This window comes from Pseudomonas sp. PDM28 (assembly GCF_019219115.1).
Lineage (GTDB): Bacteria > Pseudomonadota > Gammaproteobacteria > Pseudomonadales > Pseudomonadaceae > Aquipseudomonas > Aquipseudomonas laurylsulfatiphila.
Genome location: NZ_JAHUWG010000005.1, coordinates 12,644 through 32,497, shown reverse-complemented (window position 1 = coordinate 32,497; position 19,854 = coordinate 12,644). Strand labels below are relative to the sequence as shown.

General features: G+C 58.2%; 19 protein-coding genes, 1 tRNA gene and 1 pseudogene. 11 read left to right on the top strand and 10 right to left on the bottom strand.

Annotated features, from left to right (window positions below; translation table 11 throughout):
• Positions 1–69: 69 nt before the first annotated feature.
• The 4 genes from KW841_RS12190 to trmJ form a co-directional block, all read right to left on the bottom strand.
• The gene (locus KW841_RS12190; protein ID WP_007974008.1) at positions 70–1,284 is read right to left on the bottom strand and encodes an IscS subfamily cysteine desulfurase; all 1,215 of its coding nucleotides are present in this window, start codon (positions 1,282–1,284) and stop codon (positions 70–72) included.
• 50 nt (positions 1,285–1,334) lie between these two features.
• Complete coding sequence (gene iscR / locus KW841_RS12185) at positions 1,335–1,826, bottom strand: Fe-S cluster assembly transcriptional regulator IscR (RefSeq protein WP_007974010.1); 492 nt, start codon at positions 1,824–1,826, stop codon at positions 1,335–1,337.
• A gap of 262 nt (positions 1,827–2,088) precedes the next feature.
• Positions 2,089–2,865: a serine O-acetyltransferase gene (gene cysE, locus KW841_RS12180; RefSeq protein ID WP_007982740.1), complete on the bottom strand. Its 777-nt coding sequence runs from the start codon at positions 2,863–2,865 to the stop codon at positions 2,089–2,091.
• Between the two features lie 2 nt (positions 2,866–2,867).
• Complete coding sequence (gene trmJ, locus KW841_RS12175; RefSeq protein WP_007974014.1) at positions 2,868–3,638, bottom strand: tRNA (cytosine(32)/uridine(32)-2'-O)-methyltransferase TrmJ; 771 nt, start codon at positions 3,636–3,638, stop codon at positions 2,868–2,870.
• A gap of 146 nt (positions 3,639–3,784) precedes the next feature.
• Here trmJ and suhB point away from each other — a divergent pair, with 146 nt between their 5' ends.
• Positions 3,785–4,603 carry an inositol-phosphate phosphatase gene (gene suhB / locus KW841_RS12170; protein WP_007974015.1) on the top strand — a complete coding sequence of 273 codons (819 nt, stop codon included), beginning with the start codon at positions 3,785–3,787 and terminating at the stop codon, positions 4,601–4,603.
• 261 nt (positions 4,604–4,864) lie between these two features.
• Here suhB and KW841_RS12165 read toward each other — a convergent pair whose 3' ends face one another.
• The 6 genes from KW841_RS12165 to queA form a co-directional block, all read right to left on the bottom strand.
• Positions 4,865–5,413, bottom strand: coding sequence for a glycine zipper 2TM domain-containing protein (locus KW841_RS12165; protein ID WP_218476263.1), 549 nt, complete (start codon positions 5,411–5,413; stop codon positions 4,865–4,867).
• A 121-nt stretch (positions 5,414–5,534) separates the two neighbouring features.
• Positions 5,535–6,449 (bottom strand): protein translocase subunit SecF, encoded by a 915-nt coding sequence (secF, locus tag KW841_RS12160; RefSeq protein ID WP_218476261.1) that lies wholly within the window; start codon positions 6,447–6,449, stop codon positions 5,535–5,537.
• Between the two features lie 9 nt (positions 6,450–6,458).
• Positions 6,459–8,327, bottom strand: a complete 1,869-nt coding sequence (gene secD, locus KW841_RS12155) for a protein translocase subunit SecD (protein WP_218476259.1) — start codon at positions 8,325–8,327, stop codon at positions 6,459–6,461.
• Between the two features lie 64 nt (positions 8,328–8,391).
• Positions 8,392–8,727, bottom strand: coding sequence for a preprotein translocase subunit YajC (yajC, locus tag KW841_RS12150; RefSeq protein ID WP_007956696.1), 336 nt, complete (start codon positions 8,725–8,727; stop codon positions 8,392–8,394).
• A 43-nt stretch (positions 8,728–8,770) separates the two neighbouring features.
• Positions 8,771–9,886 carry a tRNA guanosine(34) transglycosylase Tgt gene (gene tgt / locus KW841_RS12145; RefSeq protein WP_162130301.1) on the bottom strand — a complete coding sequence of 372 codons (1,116 nt, stop codon included), beginning with the start codon at positions 9,884–9,886 and terminating at the stop codon, positions 8,771–8,773.
• A 14-nt stretch (positions 9,887–9,900) separates the two neighbouring features.
• Positions 9,901–10,965 (bottom strand): tRNA preQ1(34) S-adenosylmethionine ribosyltransferase-isomerase QueA, encoded by a 1,065-nt coding sequence (gene queA / locus KW841_RS12140; RefSeq protein WP_218476257.1) that lies wholly within the window; start codon positions 10,963–10,965, stop codon positions 9,901–9,903.
• A gap of 107 nt (positions 10,966–11,072) precedes the next feature.
• Here queA and KW841_RS12135 point away from each other — a divergent pair.
• From KW841_RS12135 to KW841_RS12090, 10 genes and pseudogenes are all read left to right on the top strand, one after another.
• Positions 11,073–11,157: transfer RNA gene (locus KW841_RS12135), tRNA-Leu, on the top strand.
• Between the two features lie 164 nt (positions 11,158–11,321).
• Positions 11,322–12,563, top strand: coding sequence for a tyrosine-type recombinase/integrase (locus KW841_RS12130; RefSeq protein WP_130932032.1), 1,242 nt, complete (start codon positions 11,322–11,324; stop codon positions 12,561–12,563).
• A 244-nt stretch (positions 12,564–12,807) separates the two neighbouring features.
• Positions 12,808–13,728 (top strand): hypothetical protein, encoded by a 921-nt coding sequence (locus KW841_RS12125; protein WP_218476255.1) that lies wholly within the window; start codon positions 12,808–12,810, stop codon positions 13,726–13,728.
• A gap of 88 nt (positions 13,729–13,816) precedes the next feature.
• Complete coding sequence (locus KW841_RS12120; protein ID WP_085655305.1) at positions 13,817–14,083, top strand: AlpA family transcriptional regulator; 267 nt, start codon at positions 13,817–13,819, stop codon at positions 14,081–14,083.
• Complete coding sequence (locus tag KW841_RS12115; protein ID WP_218476253.1) at positions 14,080–14,385, top strand: hypothetical protein; 306 nt, start codon at positions 14,080–14,082, stop codon at positions 14,383–14,385. The genes KW841_RS12120 and KW841_RS12115 overlap by 4 nt, the downstream gene beginning before the upstream one ends.
• Positions 14,386–14,913: 528 nt before the next feature.
• Entirely contained in the window at positions 14,914–15,198 is a 285-nt protein-coding gene (locus KW841_RS12110) for a hypothetical protein (protein ID WP_218476252.1), read from the top strand.
• Between the two features lie 5 nt (positions 15,199–15,203).
• A pseudogene (locus KW841_RS12105) lies at positions 15,204–15,323 on the top strand (DUF3077 domain-containing protein); the annotation flags it as partial.
• On the top strand, positions 15,320–18,226 hold the full coding sequence (locus KW841_RS12100) for a DUF927 domain-containing protein (RefSeq protein ID WP_218476248.1): 2,907 nt from the start codon (positions 15,320–15,322) through the stop codon (positions 18,224–18,226). The pseudogene KW841_RS12105 and the gene KW841_RS12100, both read left to right, overlap by 4 nt.
• 93 nt (positions 18,227–18,319) lie before the next feature.
• Positions 18,320–19,303, top strand: a complete 984-nt coding sequence (locus KW841_RS12095) for a chromosome segregation protein SMC (RefSeq protein ID WP_256357805.1) — start codon at positions 18,320–18,322, stop codon at positions 19,301–19,303.
• Positions 19,304–19,367: 64 nt separating this feature from the next.
• Entirely contained in the window at positions 19,368–19,556 is a 189-nt protein-coding gene (locus KW841_RS12090; protein ID WP_218476246.1) for a hypothetical protein, read from the top strand.
• The last annotated feature ends 298 nt before the right edge of the window (positions 19,557–19,854 follow it).

The following is a 19,854-nucleotide window of genomic DNA, read 5'->3' as shown; positions in this document are numbered from 1 at the left end:
TGAGACCCTGTAGTTGCGCTGCATTTACCGCCGCGCTGCTACAGGACCTGTATCCGGCGGCTTCTATAGTTAGTGTGCCGCCCACTCGATCTTCGAGATATCGACGCCGTCTTTGTACATGTCCCACAGCGGCGACAGAGCGCGCAGCTTGGTTACGGCCTCGCAGACTTTCTGCGCGGCGTAGTCGATTTCTTCTTCGGTGGTGAAACGGCCGAAGGTGAAGCGGATCGAGCTGTGAGCCAGTTCGTCGTTGCGGCCCAGGGCGCGCAGTACGTACGAAGGCTCAAGGGATGCCGAGGTGCAGGCCGAACCGGACGAAACCGCCAGATCCTTGAGCGCCATGATCAGCGACTCGCCTTCAACGTAGTTGAAGCTCAGGTTCAGGTTGTGCGGAACGCGGGCGGTCAGGCTGCCGTTGACGTACAGCTCTTCCAAGTGCTCGACCTGCTTGTAGAAACGGTCGCTCAGAGCCTTGATGCGTGCGTTTTCGGCAGCCATGTCTTCCTTGGCTACGCGGAAAGCTTCACCCATGCCAACGATCTGGTGGGTCGCCAGGGTGCCGGAACGCATGCCGCGTTCGTGGCCGCCACCGTGCATGGTCGCTTCGATACGTACGCGCGGCTTGCGGCTTACGTACAGGGCGCCGATACCTTTAGGACCGTAGGTCTTGTGGGCGGAGAACGACATCATGTCGACTTTCAGCTTCTGCAGGTCGATCTCGACCTTGCCGGTGGACTGAGCGGCGTCGACGTGGAACAGGATGCCCTTGGAACGGAGCAGTTCGCCGATCGCCGCAATGTCGTTGATGGTGCCGATTTCGTTGTTCACGTGCATGACCGACACCAGGATGGTGTCGTCGCGCAGTTCGGCTTCGATCATCTCTGGAGTAACCAGGCCATCGGTGCGAGGCTCGATGTAGGTCACTTCGAAACCTTCACGCTCCAGTTGGCGCATGGTGTCCAGGACAGCCTTGTGCTCGATCTTGGTGGTGATCAGGTGCTTGCCTTTGGTGGCGTAGAAATGTGCCGCACCCTTGATTGCCAGGTTGTCGGATTCGGTGGCACCGGAGGTCCAGACGATTTCACGCGGGTCGGCATTGACCAGGTCGGCCACCTGACGACGGGCGTTTTCAACGGACTCTTCAGCTTTCCATCCGAACACGTGGGAACGGGACGCCGGGTTACCGAAGTTTCCGTCGACCAGCAGGCATTCACTCATCTTTTGCGCGACACGCGGATCAACCGGGGTGGTCGCAGAGTAATCAAGGTAAATCGGCAATTTCATGGACTATCTCCTAAATCAGGCTGGCTGGCGTGCCGCTAGCTCTTTGGCTGTCATTCGACGGCGGACGCTTCAATCTTGTCCAGGCGTGGCACCTTGCTGTTGCAACGGCGCTGGTCCTGACGCTGGGCTACTTCTTGCACCTCACGGCGAGTCACAAGGTCAGCCAAGCTGATACCGCTCAGAAATTCGTGAATCTGCAGGCTCAGGTCGCACCACAAGTGGTGGGTCAGACAGGTGTCGCCTTGATGGCAATCACCCTGCCCCTGGCATTTGGTGGCATCGACCGATTCGTTCACCGCATCGATCACCTGGGCGACCTGGATGCCCTGCATGTCGCGGGACAATTGGTAGCCACCGCCCGGACCACGCACGCTGGACACCAGATTGCTGCGGCGCAATTTGGCAAAAAGCTGTTCGAGGTAGGACAGGGAGATGCCTTGGCGCTCGGAGATATCGGCCAGGGACACGGGCCCGTGCTGCGCGTGCAACGCCAGGTCAAGCATGGCGGTCACGGCGTATCGGCCTTTTGTAGTCAGTCGCATGGACAATTACCACGGAGTTCGGAATGAGGCGAGTATGCAATTCCCGAGTATTTAAGTCAACTATAAGACCTAGTACTTTAGTCAGGATTACCCGCAAAGAGCGGGCGCATCATAGCAGGGTCTGCGGCTTAATGGCACACCGCTTAGCGCAGCGCCAATACCCAAATACGACCCCCGATCCCGGTAGGAGCCGCCGAAGGCTGCGATCTTTTGATCTCGACCTTAAAAGATCGCAGCCTGCGGCAGTTCCTACACAAAGGCGTCAGCTGGCCTGACTCTGATCCTTATCCTTCACACAGGCGAAATCCTCTTCGCGCAGTTCAGGCAGATCTTTCGCACAGTAATTACTGCCCAGATCCTTCAACGCCCCGCACATCCCCTCCAGACGCCCATCGACCGCCTGCAGGTGGTCGAGCAACTGGTTGATGGCCCGAGCCACCGGGTCAGGCATGTCTTCAGTCACGCCGTAGGCATCAAAACCAATCTTCTCGGCCATGGCCTTGCGCTTGGCATCCTGCTCTTCGTCGGATTTGACGATGATCCGCCCTGGAATCCCGACCACGGTCGCCCCCGGAGGCACTTCCTTGGTCACGACAGCATTGGAACCCACTTTCGCGCCGGCACCGACAGTGAACGGGCCGAGCACCTTCGCGCCCGCCCCGACCACTACGCCGTCACCCAAGGTCGGGTGACGCTTGCCCTTGTTCCAGCTGGTGCCACCCAGGGTCACGCCCTGGTAAATAGTGACGTCGTCGCCGATCTCCGCGGTTTCACCGATGACGATGCCCATGCCATGGTCGATGAAGAAACGTCGACCGACCTTGGCCCCCGGATGGATCTCGATCCCGGTCAGCCAGCGACCGAAGTTCGACACCAGCCGCGCCAGCCACTTCAGGTCCGCGCGCCACAGCATCGCCGACAAACGGTGAATCCAGATGGCGTGCATGCCGGGGTAGCAGGTCAGGACTTCAAAAGCGTTACGCGCCGCCGGGTCTCGATGGAATACGCTCTGGATATCTTCACGCAAACGCTCAAACATCATTAATCCTTCCGCTTTAGAAGCTCACCACGGGCCGCCTTCTGGGTTTCCGTGAGGATGCCACGCAAAATATTCATTTCCGCCCGGCTGACCGAGCTGCGTCCGTACAACCGGCGCAGGCGCGCCATCAAGTGCCGCGGTTTTTCCGGATCGAGGAACTCGATGGCCACCAGGGTTTGCTCCAGGTGTTCATAGAATCGCTCAAGCTCGTCCATAGTCGCCAGCTCGGCGCTCTTGACCGAAGCCACCTCTTCCTTCTCGACCTTGCTTGGCTGGCCTTGGGCGGCCAGCCAGGACATGCGCACTTCATAGCTCAACACCTGCACCGCCGCCCCAAGGTTCAGCGAACTGAACTCAGGGTCGGATGGGATGTGCACGTGATAATGACATCGCTGCAGCTCTTCGTTGGTCAGGCCGGAATCTTCACGACCGAACACCAGGGCGATTTCCGCGCCCTGCCCGGCTTCCTCGACCACCTTCGTTCCGCATTCGCGGGGATCGAGCAGCGGCCAGGGAATGCGCCGGTCGCGGGCACTGGTACCCAGCACCAGATTGCAGCCGACCAGGGCATCTTCCAAGGTGGCGACGACTTGCGCGTTTTCAAGGATGTCACCGGCACCGGAAGCACGGGCGTCGGCTTCGTGATGCGGAAACTGACGAGGCTCGACCAGCACCAGCCGCGACAAGCCCATGTTCTTCATGGCACGCGCAGCCCCGCCGATATTGCCCGGATGGCTGGTATTGACCAGGACGACACGAATGTTATGCAGCAAGGGAGGCGCTCTCGAACACGATAATCGGGAGCGGAATCTTACAGCTGAAGCTACCGTTAAGCCATGAAAGCGAACGTCGTCCTTCTCCTGTAGAAACTTTCTGATAGAATGCCCGGCTTTCTTTAACAACCTTAGGTGACACATCCATGCAGCCCATGCTGAATATCGCGCTGCGCGCCGCCCGCAGCGCCAGTGAATTGATCTTCCGCTCCATCGAGCGCCTGGATACCATCAAGGTCGACGAAAAAGACGCCAAGGATTACGTATCCGAGGTGGATCGCGCCGCCGAACAGAAAATCATCGACGCCCTGCGCAAGGCGTACCCGAATCACTCGATCCTGGGTGAAGAGACCGGCATGCACGCCGGCACCGGCATCGAAGGCGAAGAGTACCTGTGGATTATCGATCCGCTGGACGGCACCACCAACTTCCTGCGCGGCATTCCTCACTTCGCTGTCAGCATTGCCTGCAAATACCGCGGTCGCCTGGAGCACGCTGTTGTTCTGGACCCGGTTCGCCAGGAAGAATTCACCGCCAGCCGTGGTCGCGGCGCCCAACTGAACGGTCGTCGCCTGCGCGTCAGCGGTCGCACCAGCCTGGACGGCGCCCTGCTGGGTACCGGCTTCCCGTTCCGTGACGAGCAGATGGACAACCTCGACAACTACCTGGGCATGTTCCGCGCCCTGGTTGGCCAGACTGCCGGCATCCGCCGCGCCGGTTCCGCGAGCCTGGACCTGGCCTACGTGGCTGCCGGCCGTTTCGACGCCTTCTGGGAGTCGGGCCTGTCCGAGTGGGACATGGCCGCTGGCGCCCTGCTGATCCAGGAAGCAGGCGGCTTGGTGAGCGACTTCACCGGCGGTCACGACTTCCTCGAGAAAGGCCACGTCGTTGCCGGCAACACCAAATGCTTCAAGGCAGTTTTGACGGCGATCCAGCCGCACCTGCCGGCCTCGCTGAAGCGCTAAGCTTCCCGCGACAGAAAAAGCACCCTGCGGGGTGCTTTTTTTATGCCTGTAATTCATCCCTCAAAAACACCACAACCCCATGTAGGAGCGAGCCTGCTCGCGATGGTCGTCAACGATAACGCGGGAATTCTGGATAAACGCGGCGTCCTTCGGTTTTTCGCGAGCAGGCTCGCTCCTACATGGGGTTGCGGTGCTGCATAAATCCCGGGCACAAAAAAAGCACCCCGCAGGGTGCTTCTTTTTGAATCCGGTTTCAGCAGATCAATGAGCCACCTGATTCTCCGACAGGATCAACTTGCCTTCCTTATCCACCGGAATCTGGTTGCCCGGATCACGATCCATGCGCACCTTGCCTTCCTTGCCGTCCAGCGAATACTGCACGTCGTAACCTACAACCTTGTCACTGATGTCGTTGACCGTGTTACAGCGGGTCTGGGTCGTGGTGTAGGTATCACGCTCTTGCATGCCTTCCTGCACCTTGTTGCCGGCATAACCGCCACCGACAGCACCCGCGACCGTGGCGATCTTCTTGCCGGTGCCGCCACCGACCTGGTTACCCAGCAAACCACCTGCCAATGCACCGACCACCGTACCGGCGATCTGATGTTGATCTTTCACTGGCGCCTGCCGGGTGACCGTTACATCCTTGCACACTTCACGTGGAGTCTTGATTTGTGTCTTGACCGGCTCAACGGCGAGTACTTGTGCGAACTCAGGACCGCTTTTAACCAGGCTGTAGGTGGCCACAGCGCCCCCGGCAGTCACACCGACAGCACCCAGTACAGCACCAACCAGCATCGACTTGTTCACATGAACCTCCTGGACCATCACATGCGGAACATGTCCGCGCTTCTCCCAGCCTTGGAGCACAAAAAAAGGCGCGAGTTCAACTCGCGCCTTTTTTGGACTACATCGCAGAGAGAAGCTTCCCTCAAGGACGGTCGTCGACTTCCTTCTCGGTATTGGCAGGAGGAATCAGGTCTTCCGTGCTCAGGTTCAGCCAGATCAGCACCACGTTCGCGATGTAGATCGACGAGTAGGTACCCGCCAGCACACCGATGAACAGGGCGATGGAGAAACCGAACAGGTTGTCGCCGCCGAAGAACAGCAGGGCCGCGATCGCCAGCAAGGTGGAGATCGAAGTCGCCATGGTCCGCAGCAGGGTTTGCGTGGTCGAGATGTTGATGTTCTCGATCAGGCTGGCCTTGCGCAGTACACGGAAGTTCTCACGAACCCGGTCGAATACCACGATGGTATCGTTGAGCGAGTAACCGATGATCGCCAGTACCGCCGCCAGCACCGTCAGGTCGAAGGTGATCTGGAAGAACGACAGGATACCGATGGTCACGATCACGTCGTGGATCAGGGACACGATCGCACCGACTGCAAACTTCCACTGAAAGCGGAACGCCAGGTAGATCAGGATGCCGCCCAGCGCCATCAGCATGCCGAGGCCGCCCTGGTCGCGCAGCTCTTCACCCACCTGCGGGCCGACGAACTCGACGCGCTTGACCGACGCCGGGTTCTCGCCGCCGACCTTCTGCAAGGCGTCAGCGACCTGGTGACCCAGTTGCGGGTCTTCGCCAGGCATGCGCACCAGCAGATCGGTGGTTGCACCGAAGTTCTGCACGATGGCTTCGTGATAACCCGCGGTCACCAACTGCTCACGCACCTTGGTGACATCGGCCGGACGCTCGTAGGTCAGCTCGATGAGCGTACCGCCGGTGAAGTCCAGGCCCCAGTTCATGCCCTTGTGGAAGACACTGAACAAAGCCAGTGCGGTAAGGAACAATGTGACGCCGAACGCAAAGTTGCGAACGCCCATGAAGTTGATTGTACGTAACATGGCAGCCCCTTAAATCCACAACTTCTTGAAGTCACGACCGCCGAAGATCAGGTTGACCATCGCGCGGGTCACCATGATGGCCGTGAACATCGAGGTAAAGATCCCGAGGGACATGGTCACTGCGAAGCCCTTGACCGGGCCGGTGCCCATGGCAAAGAGGATGCCGCCGACCAGCAAGGTGGTCAGGTTGGCGTCGAGAATCGCGGTGAATGCCCGGCCGAAGCCTTCGTTGATTGCGCGCTGCACGGTCATGCCGGCGGCGATCTCTTCACGGATCCGCGAGAAGATCAGCACGTTGGCGTCGACCGCCATACCCATGGTCAACACGATACCGGCGATGCCCGGCAGGGTCAGCGTTGCACCCAGCAGCGACATCAGCGCCAGCAGCATCACCATGTTCACCGCCAGAGCGACGGTGGCGATGAGGCCGAAGAAGCGGTAGATGGCCATGATGAACAGCGAGACGAACAGCATGCCCCACAGCGACGCATCGATACCCTTGGTGATGTTGTCGGCACCCAGGCTTGGACCAATGGTGCGTTCTTCAGCAAAGTACATCGGTGCAGCCAGACCACCGGCACGCAGCAGCAGCGCCAGCTCGGACGACTCGCCCTGGCCGTTCAGGCCGGTAATACGGAACTGGGCACCCAGCGGCGACTGGATGGTCGCCAGGCTGATGATCTTCTTCTCTTCCTTGAAGCTCTGGACCGGCACGTCTTTCTCGACGCCGTTGACCACTTGCTTGGTGTAAGTGGTGACCGGACGCTGCTCGATGAAGATCACCGCCATGCTGCGACCAACGTTCGAACGGGTCGCACGGCTCATCAGCTCGCCGCCGTGGCCATCCAGACGGATATTCACTTCTGGCCTGCCGTGCTCGTCGAAGCCGGCCTTGGCGTCAGTCACCTGGTCACCGGTGATGATCAGGCCGCGCTCGATCAGCGCAGGAGGACGGCCGCCTTCACGGAACTCGAAGGATTCGGAAGTGGCTTTCGAAGCACCCGGCTCAGCGGCCAGACGGAACTCGAGGTTGGCCGTCTTGCCGAGGATACGCTTGGCTTCGGCGGTGTCCTGCACGCCCGGCAGCTCAACCACGATGCGGTTGGCGCCCTGGCGCTGGACGATCGGTTCGGCAACACCCAGCTCGTTGACGCGGTTACGTACCGTGGTCAAGTTCTGCTTGATGGAGTATTCGCGGATTTCCGCCAGCTTGGCCGGGGTCATCGCCAGACGCAGCACCGGTTGACCATTGAGGTCGGCCGGAACAATGTCGAAATCGTTGAAGTTCTTGCGGATCAGCACACGGGCCTGTTCACGGCTGTCTTCATCAGCGAAGCCCAGCTGGATGGCACCATTGAGTTGCGGCAGGCTGCGATAGCGCAGCTTATCTTTACGCAGCAGGCTCTTTACATCGCCTTCGTAGACTTTCAGACGTGCATCGAGGGCTTTGTCCATGTCCACTTCCAGCAGGAAGTGCACACCACCGGACAAGTCCAGACCCAGCTTCATCGGGTGCGCAGCGAGGTTGCGCAGCCATTGCGGGGTGGTTTGTGCCAGGTTCAATGCAACGACGTAGTCATCACCCAACGCCTTGCGTACAACGTCCTTGGCCGGCAGCTGGTCTTCAGCCCTGGTCAGGCGAATCAGCCCGCCCTTGCCGCCCTCTGCCAGCGTGGCAGCCTTGACGTTGATCCCGGATTCCTTGAGCGCAGCGCTCACACGATCCAGATCAGCCTGATTGACCTGCAGCGCAGTGCTTGCACCGCTGACCTGAATGGCCGGGTCATCAGGATAAAGATTGGGAGCGGAATAAATCAGACCGACCGCCAGCACCGCCAGGATCAGAATGTATTTCCACAGAGGATATTTGTTCAGCATCACGCCGCCCGTTTATGACGCGGGGCGCCTTGCGCGCCCCGTCGATTGAAAATGAAGTTGAAACTTAGATCGCTTTGAGCGTGCCTTTTGGCAGCGTCGCGGCGATGGCGCCTTTCTGGAATTTCATTTCGACGGTGTCGGAAACTTCCAGAACGACGAAATCGTCGGCCACTTTAGTGATCTTGCCGGCGATACCGCCAGTGGTCACAACTTCGTCGCCTTTCTGCAGGCTGCTCAGCAGGTTTTTCTGCTCTTTGGCGCGCTTGGCCTGTGGACGCCAGATCATCAGGTAGAAGATGACCAGGAAGCCGACCAGGAAAATCCACTCGAAACCGCCGCCCATAGGGGCTGCCGCAGGGGCTGCAGCGTCTGCCATGGCATTAGAGATAAAAAAGCTCATTTAGCACTCCAGTTGCAAATGTTGAATCTTGGGGTCAGGAAACTCAGTCCAAAGGCGGAACAGGTAACCCGCGTTTGGCATAGAAGGCATCGACAAAGGCGGCCAATGTACCCTGTTGAATAGCCTCGCGCAAACCAGCCATAAGCACTTGATAATGACGCAAGTTATGGATGGTATTGAGCATGCTTCCCAGCATTTCGCCGCACTTGTCCAGGTGATGCAGATAAGCGCGGGAGAAGTTCTGGCAGGTATAGCAATCGCAGGTCGGATCGAGCGGCGAATCATCATGGCGATGGAACGCGTTTCGGATCTTCAGCACGCCGGTATCGATGAACAGATGCCCATTGCGGGCATTACGGGTTGGCATCACGCAATCGAACATGTCCACACCGCGGCGCACACCCTCAACCAAGTCTTCCGGTTTGCCAACGCCCATAAGGTAACGAGGTTTGTCAGCCGGCATCATGCCCGGCAGGTAATCCAGCACCTTGATCATCTCGTGCTTGGGCTCGCCCACCGACAGGCCGCCGATGGCCAGGCCATCGAAGCCGATCTTGTCCAGGCCTTCCAGGGAGCGCATGCGCAGGTCCTGGTGCATGCCGCCCTGAACGATGCCGAACAGCGCCGCGGTGTTGTCGCCATGGGCTTCTTTCGAACGCTTGGCCCAACGCAACGACAATTCCATGGAAATACGGGCGACGTCTTCATCAGCCGGGTACGGCGTGCATTCGTCGAAAATCATCACGATGTCGGAGCCCAGGTCACGCTGGACCTGCATCGACTCTTCCGGGCCCATGAACACCTTGGCGCCGTCGACAGGGGAAGCGAAGGTCACGCCCTCCTCCTTGATCTTGCGCATGGCGCCCAGGCTGAACACCTGGAAACCGCCGGAGTCAGTCAGAATCGGGCCTTTCCACTGCATGAAATCGTGCAGGTCGCCGTGCTTCTTGATCACTTCCGTGCCCGGGCGCAGCCACAGGTGGAAGGTGTTGCCCAGAATGATTTCAGCGCCAGTCGCCTCGATATCCCGTGGCAGCATGCCCTTGACCGTGCCGTAGGTGCCCACCGGCATGAAGGCCGGGGTCTCGACGGTACCGCGCGGGAAGGTCAAACGACCGCGACGAGCCTTGCCATCAGTGGCCAGCAGCTCGAAAGACATACGACAGGTGCGACTCATACTGTTTCCTCTGGGCCCGATTCTTTAGGGGCAGTCGGCGCAGGATTACGCGTGATGAACATCGCATCACCGTAGCTGAAAAAGCGGTAACCGTTATCGACGGCGGCCTTGTAGGCGGCCATGGTCTCGGGATAACCGGCGAACGCCGAAACCAGCATCAACAGCGTGGATTCGGGCAAATGGAAGTTGGTGACCAGGGCATCGACCACATGAAACGGCCGGCCAGGGTAAATGAAAATGTCTGTATCGCCGCTGAACGGCTTGAGCACGCCATCGCGCGCAGCACTTTCCAGCGAACGCACGCTGGTGGTCCCCACGGCCACCACGCGACCACCGCGCGCGCGGCAGGCGACAACGGCATCGACCACGTCCTGGCCGACTTCCAGCCATTCGCTGTGCATATGGTGGTCTTCGATCTTCTCGACCCGCACCGGCTGGAACGTCCCTGCGCCAACGTGCAGGGTCACGAACGCCGTCTCGACGCCCTTGGCGGCAATCGCCTCCATCAGCACCTGATCGAAATGCAGCCCTGCCGTCGGCGCCGCCACCGCGCCCAAACGCTCGGCGTAGACGGTCTGGTAACGCTCGCGGTCGGCACCTTCATCCGGGCGGTCTATATAAGGAGGCAGCGGCATGTGCCCGACGCGGTCGAGCAGCGGCAACACCTCCTCGGCAAACCCCAGCTCGAACAACGCATCGTGCCGCGCCAGCATCTCTGCCTCGCCACCGCCGTCGATGAGGATCTTCGACCCCGGCTTGGGCGACTTGCTGGAACGCACATGAGCCAGCACGCGATGACTGTCGAGCACCCGCTCCACCAGGATTTCCAGCTTGCCGCCGGAAGCCTTCTGGCCAAACAGCCGCGCCGGAATCACCCGGGTATTGTTGAACACCATCAAATCGCCGGGGCGCAAATGCTCCAGCAAATCAGTGAATTGACGGTGTGCCAGGGCGCCGCTGACCCCATCCAGGGTCAACAGACGACTATTGCGACGCTCGGCCAAAGGATGGCGGGCAATCAGCGAATCAGGGAGCTCGAAAGTAAAGTCAGCAACGCGCATGATGGGGTTCGTCTAGCAGGGCCGGGAAGTCTAGCGGAATTATCAAAAATTCTCCATGTACCTGATTGACCAGCGGTTATCTCATCTCTATACTTCGCCGCCATTGAGCCCTGATGGCGGAATTGGTAGACGCGGCGGATTCAAAATCCGTTTTCGAAAGGAGTGGGAGTTCGAGTCTCCCTCGGGGCACCACATAGCAGTATCTGAGAGTCTCTACCAGCCTCTCAGACCCAGAGAAACCGGCCACTTGGCCGGTTTTTTTGTGCCTGTCTGTCTACCCCTGTCTCCCCTTATCCGTTGTATCCCTGTATCCCTGCTTGTATCCTGAGAAAAATACCGAACTTTGGGATACAAGGATGAAGCGCGCAGACATCAAGCGCCGCCCTCTCGCTGACACGACACTTGCGGGGTTGGAGCCGGAATCAAAGGAATACCGGGAACTGGATGGAAACGGCCTCTACTTCAGGGTCAAACCTGATGGTGGTAAATCCTGGCAGCTCCGCTACAAACGTCCGGCGGGCAATTGGGCTTGGATGGGGCTTGGGGGTTACCCGGAAGTAAGTGGTGCGTTGGCACGAGACAAAGCTGCTGAGCTGCGCAAGGTAGTTAGCAGCGGGGCCGATCCTCTCGAACAGAAACGCTCTGCCAAAGCTGCCATTGATGCTGCCAGGACTCGGACCTTCCGAGCTGCTGCTGAAGCTTGGCTCAAGGCCAAAGAAGAAAAGGGCCTCGCTCCCTCCACTCTTAACAAAATCCGCACTTACCTCGATAAGGACATCCTCCCGGCATTGGGAGATAAGCCCCTCGACGAAATCACCCGTACCGACTGCGCAGAACTTCAGGCATCCCTCGAAGCGCGAAACGCACACAACGTGGCGGAAAAGTGCCGCACCTGGATCAATCAGATCTTCGGCCGAGCCATCGGATTAGGACTCACCGAGAACGATCCGGGCAGCCGCCTCCGTGACATTGCAGCCCAAGCCCCCAAGACTCAGCAGCATCCACACCTGCTGGAACCTGAGCTGGCTGAATTCCTCCACGCACTCAAAAACACACCGAGCAGACTGACAGCCCGCACCGCCGCTTGGCTTTGTGTCTGGACAGCATCGCGCCCTGGTATGGTCCGCTTGGCTGAGTGGAAAGAGTTCGACCTTGAGAAAGCTATTTGGACGACACCTGCTGCCAAGATGAAGATGCGTCGGGATTTTGTATGCCCCCTTCCCCATCAAGCTGTTACCGCTCTGAAGGATCTGTACTGCTTAACAGGACGGAGTCGCTGGCTTTTCCCCGGCGTAGGAGCCAAGAACCCAACTATTAGTGAAAACACAATCAACAAAGTCTTTGCCACCATCGGCTACAAGGGTCGCCTCGTTGGACACGGTACTCGGCACACCGCAAGCACGTTGCTTCGAGAACATGGCTGGCCGAAGGAGCATGTTGAAGCGCAGCTGGCTCACAAAGAGGAAGGCATCTCAGGGGTATACAACAAGGCCCAATACCTTGAGCAACGCGTAACGATGATGCAGTGGTATGCCGATCATCTTGATGGACTTGCAGCTGGCAATGTAGTGCAAGCCCAGTTTGGAAAGGCGGTATGAGATCACTTACCCAGGCTATCTCTAAAACCGGTGTAACGGGTGTTACTCGTGTAACAAGTCGATACAACCTATTGAAAATATTAGATTTTCTTAAGGTTACACCGAATCCAAGCTCAACGAACTCCGCGTGTAACGCTGCTGACGCGTGTAACCGTCATCGAACCACAAGCCCCCTGCTGGCAGCTGTTTTGCCAGATACACCTCGCTGGGGCAGTACGCACGGTACGGGGCGAGGGGTATCTTAATGAACAGGAATCTTGGCACCGAAGCTTTAGAGCTTGAGATTGCCGGAGTAGACGTTGGCTGCCTGCTTTGGGATCTTGATGAGGTCGAACTCGCTGTCCGTGAGTTGGCGCTATACAGCCAATTCTCCGAGCACTTCCGTGATGCGTTTACCTGCATCCACAATGCAACATTGTTCTGGCTCGAGGACGGCCAATACGCTGACTGTGCTGAATCGACGACAAAGACAATGTTTCGACTTCGCGACCCTATTGAAGAGCATTTCTACTTTTCCGAACCGACCTCACTGCCCAGAGTCGTTCGCCGCTTCCTTGGCATTGATCATCCCGCAAGCGACACACAACTCGTAGCGACTTATGCGCTTATTCAAGCTGTGCAGGCGGTTGAAGTCCTTGCGAACTGGCTATTCGACCTAGAACGCTCCCTCTACGATCTGGATCTAGATCTGGTGGAGCAGCTCAGACAGACCGACCCCAAACAATACCTCCTCCTCATTCAGAGAGAACGAAAGCGAAAGAGCGACTTCGAAATCGATGCACGAGAGGAGTTTGCTGATTTCAATGGCGAGGCCTCCATGATTTTGATGCTTGCTTCACTTTATCAACAAGCGGACTGGGCGGACATTTCGCGCAACGACTTTAGCGCATCAGGTTTTCTGCGAAGAGCGCTGGAAAAGGCTTTTGCCGCAAAAGCGTCGGAAAAGGGCAAAGCGGCCGGAAAGGCTAACGCCAAGCCAGGCACAATCAAGCAAGAGAACACCAAGAAGCTTTTTGAGGACATAAGCAAAGCGGCAAAAAGCCAAATCTCTGCCGACCCCAACATAACGGAAACTGAATTAGTCAAAGCGCTAGTCGACCTGGGCAAGGCATCTGCCCCGACCGTTAGAAAATACCTGAGAAAAGGTAAATTTCTCCCTAGATAAATTTTCGCTGTACCGACGAAAAGCAAACCATGTTTGCTTTTTTTTCGTCTTTTAGTCTGCGCCTGTCTCTCACCTTACAGGCACGACTATGTCTAACTCCCGCGCGTCAACAATCAACCAAATTCCTTATCGCGACCCCGCGACAACCTTGATCAGAATCTCCGAAGTCATGGCTATCGTTGGCCTGGCACGCCCCACTATTTACAAGCTAATGCAGTGCCCAAAGAGCGGCTTTCCTCGCCCTGTAAAACTGAGCACAAGCACCGCACGCGGAGCGCCAGTGGCGTGGGTTCTTTCCGAAATCCAAGCATGGGCACGCAGCCGCATTGAGGCGCGTGATCAGGTGGCCGCATGAATCGCCAGATCGCAGAGAACGCTTTGATGCATCCGTTTTCAGTGCTGCGCCTGATCGGTTTTTCACCTCGACTCATGCAGCGACTCGAGCGCTATCGCAGCCAACAGGACAAACAAGGTCGCGTAGTCGGCGTCCTCAGCTGGGCCGATGGCACCTGGTGCGCCCTCTCCTTCCACTGCGAAAAGATCGGAGCCGTGATCGTCGACGAAGGCCAGCAAACGCAAGCCTACGAAGACGCCCGCTCCATGCTCAGCGGTGGCTTCCTGCCCCTCCTTTCCCTGAGCTGGGAAGCCCATGCCTGAAACGAAAACGCCTCCGGGGGCGATCCGGAGGCGTTGAGGTAAATCTACATGCACGAGCAATTTATGCCGCACCCAAAAAATTCGCAAGCCATCAGCGCGGTTGCACTTTCGAAAAACGGACGTTACTCTCAGGCCGTCGCTGCAAATTCAGCGACCGGACTTGGCCGTCCGAACTGCAAAAGGCGCACAAGCGCCCTCCATCCGATAGCAGGCGCTTTTTTTGTGCCCGTCGTATCGTGTTATGGCGGCTGTGCGTGGGACACCTTCGGGTGTGCCGGGTCCCTTTTGCCCCGGTCGGCCAACCTGCGTACAGCTGCCACCATTCCTTGCTTGGCCGCAAGCGGTGGCAGCTCCTCAGCAAAAGGAGCTCTACATGCACACCCTCAATCCGTCCAAAATTCGCGCCGCTGCACACCGTGCAATGGCTCTCGCCGCTTTACACGCCAATTCCAGCCTCGCAACACGCCTCTCTCGTTACAACGTCCATATGTCCAAAGCTCGCGCCTTGGAAGCCGCAGGGGGTGCCCAATGAGCATGCTCCCAGGCTTTGCACTACCTGAGGATTTACTCTGCGTCAGCAAGCAAGCAGAAGCCGGCATTCCTATCGATGCCATCACCTGCGCAATTGAGCGCGCAGACTCTGTGCTGACCCTGCTCGAAGACCACTTCGACAGTGACAAGCCACGACTCGCCAATCACGTGCTTGCCGCGGTTATTTGGGATGTACGCGGCACTCTCGGCCTGATCAAAACGCTCGCCTTGCATGGCGACACGACCTCGACTCCTGCTGTGCAAAAAGGAGGTGCGCTATGAGCAGCTCCACAATGAGCGATCAGAGCGATCGTTTCAGCTGGCCAGCTCTGTATCTGGGCGAGGTGGCCAAAGCGCTGATCGATGACATCCACGACGCGCTGTTTCTGCAGAGGGCTGATACATGAGCCAACGCCCGAACAGCACCGCAAAACGTCCGAGCTTTGCCGACGTGAAAGCAGCCGCGCTGAAAGACATTGATCGTGTCCTGTCGCACTGGCTGCCCAACGGCAAGCGCGTAGACGGTGGTAAGGAATACACAGCCCCGAATCCTACCCGCAGCGATAAGCGCGCCGGATCGCTCAAAATAAACTTGAGTAAAGGCACCTGGGCCGACTTCGCCACCGGCGACAAGGGCGGCGACCTGATCGATCTGGTGCGCTATCTGGACGGCGGTACCGACATCGAAGCCTGCAACAAGCTGGCTGACTTGCTGAGTGTTTCGCCCGGCGCCGCACAGTCGAAGGCAACACCCAGCAAGCCCAAAGCACCGACATGGAACGCCATCCAGCCAATCCCGACCGAGGCCATGAACAAGTGCCCGGCCAAGCACCGGGATCACGGTGCGCCGTCCAAGGTGTGGATCTACCGCGACGCTCAGGGCCAGCCCCTCATGGCGCTCTACCGCTTTGACCTCGACCCCGATGAAGACGGCAAGCCGAAGAAGGTCTTTGCTCCATTGACGTGGTGTCAGCGCGCAGACAGCCAGACCATGCAATGGCGCTGGCAGGGTCTGCCAGATCCGCGTCCCCTGCTGCGCCTTGATGAACTGGCCCAGCACGGTGACACGCCGGTTGTTCTATGCGAAGGCGAGAAAGCCGCTGACGCCGCCGCTGAACTGCTACCGGGCTACGTGGCCACCTGCTGGCCGAATGGCTCCAACTCCTGGCACAAAGCCGACCTGACACCACTCAAGGGTCGCGACGTTGTGTTGTGGCCGGACAATGACGACATCGGCAAGGCCTGCATGGAAACCGTTGCCGAGAAGCTGCGCGAAATCGACGCTGCCTCGGTCCGAGTCATCGTGCTGGATGTGTTCAAACGCAAGCCCACGCTAAAGAACGACCGCGCCGCTTTCGCCAAGGGTGGTCAATGGGACGACGGCGACGATGCTGCCGATGCACTCGCCAAAGGTTGGACAGCCGCCCATTTCGTCGAGCTGGAAAACAGCGGTGAACTGTTCGTTTTGCCTGTGGAAAAGTCGGCGAAGGAACCGAGCGAAGCCAAACCGGGACCGAACACAAAAGCTCCGGCAAAGCGCCCGGCGAAATCGAAAAATGACCTAATGCCCAGTGGTTTTCGCCTCACGTCCGAAGGCGTGTTTTATGCCGGCGATGACGGCGAGGCGCGCCCGGTGTGTTCGCCTCTGGCGATCCTTGCCCGTACCCGTGACGAGAAAGGCCACAACTGGGGCTTGCTGGTCGAGTTCGACGATCCCGACGGTACCAAGAAGCGCTGGAACATCCCGGCGCGCACCATGACCGGCGACTTCGGCAAGGACGTGCTCGGTCCGTTGGTCGACATGGGATTACGTCTCGCCGGTAGCCGTTCGGGACGTAACGCACGCAACGACCTGCAGAGCTACCTCGGCGGCTTCGACAGTGCACAACGGGCACGACTGGTCACACGTTTGGGATGGCACGACAGCGCGTTTCTACTGCCTGAGCAGCAAGTCGGCACGCACAGCGAACACCTGCATTTCTATGAGGCCGGTGCGCAGCTTCCACCCATCAGCGAAGCAGGCACGCTCGAACAATGGCAACAGCAGATCGGTGCGTTATGCATCGGTAACCATCGTTTGGCGTTTGTCGTCGGTGTGGCGTTCGCAGGCCCCCTGCTGCACATGCTCGGTCATGAGTCAGGTGGCTTCCACCTGTACGGCGACAGCTCAGGCGGCAAGACCACTCACCTCCGGGTTGCCGCCTCGATCTACGGCGGCCCACGCTTGGTGCGCTCATGGCGTTCCACCGACAACGCGCTGGAATCCATTGCCGCCGCGCATTCCGACGGCCTCCTGGTACTGGACGAAATCGGCATGTGCGATCCCCGCATCATCGGCGAGACGGTCTACATGCTCGGCAATGGCACCGGCAAGGCTCGCGCCAATGATCGAGGACAAGCAGGCCGACAGGTACAGGAGTGGCGCTTGCTGTTCCTCTCCACGGGCGAGAAGACCTTGGCCCAGCACATGGCCGAGGCCAACAAGGAGCTGAAAGCGGGCATGGAAGTGCGCATGCTCGCCGTCCCAGCCGACGCCAGCAAAGGCCTCGGTATGTTCGACGCGCTCAACGGTTTCGAGGATGCGGCGGCATTGTCTGACGCGCTCAAGGCACGGGTAGCGAATTACTACGGCACTCCGCTCACTGCCTTCCTGACGGCACTGTGCGAACCCGGCAAGTATCACGGCTGGTCGGTCATCCTGCGCCGCACGCTGGAGGGCTTTATCGCCAAATCGCTTCCGGCTTCCGCCAGCGGACAGGCACACCGTGCTGCCGCACGATTCGGCCTTGCGGCGGCAGCGGGCGAGCTGGCCACCGCGATGGGCATCACCGGCTGGCCTGATGGGACCGCAACTACTGCGGCCCGAGTGTGTTTGAACGCCTGGTTAAACGAGCGTGGCGGCGCCGGTAACTTTGAAGGTGATGCAATCTTGGCACGGCTGCGCCAGGTCATTGAGCGTTTCGGTGAAAGCCGTTTCACCCGCTGGGAATCGGCGGCGGCGAAGATCGACGAACACGGTCCGCGCACCATCGACCGCCTCGGCTTTCGCAAGACGCTGGAGCACGGCATGGGCGACACCATGCACACCACAAACACTTATTACGTGCTCCCTGAGATGTGGCGCTCCGAGATCTTCCGGGGCATGAACATCAGCGCCGTGAACAAGGCACTGCTGCAACTCGGAGTGCTGGAGCCGGGGAGTGACGGCAAGGCGTCGAGCCTGGTCCGGCTGCCCGGTCTCGGTCCGCAACGCTGCTACATCGTGAAGACGATTCCGGGAGCGGATGAGAGCGAGGCTCGGGCTGCCTGATGGCATCTCTCCTGATCGAGGTAGCGCCGGCTCATTCCCGGCCTCGCCAGCCGCTCATTCAACCCATTATCTGATTGCACAGGAACAACGCAGATGAACGAATTTCAAGAATCTACAGAACAACGCGAATTGCTGACCAATGAAATGCAGAACCTTCAGGCCACCTTGCTTCCTGAGGTAGCGTCGGACAGCGTCGAAACGACCGATCAAAGGAATTGCGCAGATCAAACGCTGCTTAACGAGATCCAGGAACTCAAAGGCCGACGTGACCAACTACTCAGCGAAGCAGAACGCCTACATGCCGAAATGCTTCCATATGAAGAAGCGGTGGTAAGCGAGGAGCCCATCGACCCCGATCAAAGACGAGAAACACGCGACAAATACAACGACCTGAAAAGGGATTTCGATTCGCGCGAATACAACGCAAGCCTTTTGGATCAGAGGATCAATCGTCGCGAAAACCTCGTAAATTGTGACTCCCTCATGGCGGCCTACGTTGAGGCGATGACTAATTGGAATGCTGATGAGCAGGAGCTAAACGAAAAGCGTCAAAGTATCAGCACCCGTCTGGAGCAGGTCCGTCAGAAAGCAATCGATGATATGGCTAACGCCCGACAAGCAGAAACTGATGCAGCGACGGCCTATGCGCAGGCGGTGGCCTGGGGCGACACAGAGGGCGAAAAAAACGCCAACACCGAGGCACTGAAGGCTGCCAAAAGCCTTGCGACTGCCACCGAGCATAATCGTCGACAACAGCTGATCATCACCGCTCTGGAGCAAGAGCTGGTTACGGTTGATCGATACATTGCCGAAGCTCAAAAAGAGCACCAAGCCATCGAAAGAAAAGCCCTTCACCTGGCGCATACCGTGCTGGAGGAAAAGTGGAATCAAGCGGCCGAGGCATTGCTCGATGTCGGCGGTAAGCTTTGGGCTTCTTATCGCCTGATTGATCGCGATCAGATCGGTCTTATGAAATTGGATCTTCCGGAGCAAGGTGAAAACTTTGGTAGCTGGAAATTCGGTGAACTGGCAGATCGTTCTTATAAGTACACCGTGCAGGACGTGCTAGCGATGTAACGAACCGTCTTACCCGAAACAGCTCACGGACGTGGGCTGTTTAGAACAACGCAGGAAATCAATCATGAACACACCAATACGCAACGTCTCAAGCTTTACTGACGCCCTGAAAGCGAGAAGAGCCCACCTAGCCGGTTTGCTGACTCTTCTGGACGTGAAAAAGGAAAAATCGAACGAGATAGAGAAGCTCTCCATTGAAGCACTAAAAACTATGATTAGTGCACTGGACAGCCAGCTAAAAAAAAGAAACTGAAGGGCAGCACAACAGAATGACAACTACCAGCCGATTCTGTTGAAAAAGTCGGTCCATCCAGACTGCCCGCATACTGACTGCTGCAAAACGCCTTTTTTGCACGCAGCCACGCGAAATCTGAGCCCACCCTATAGAAGCAGGGTCTACAGTAACTTGGACGCACCGCATAGCGCTATTCCACTTATTGGTGAAGATTAATGGGGATAGAAGGCCATAAATTTGACCATCACTGATGGCATATTGATAAGGTTGACCAACCTAGTCATGTGCCTGGCTTTCACCAGATGAGCTACCAAGG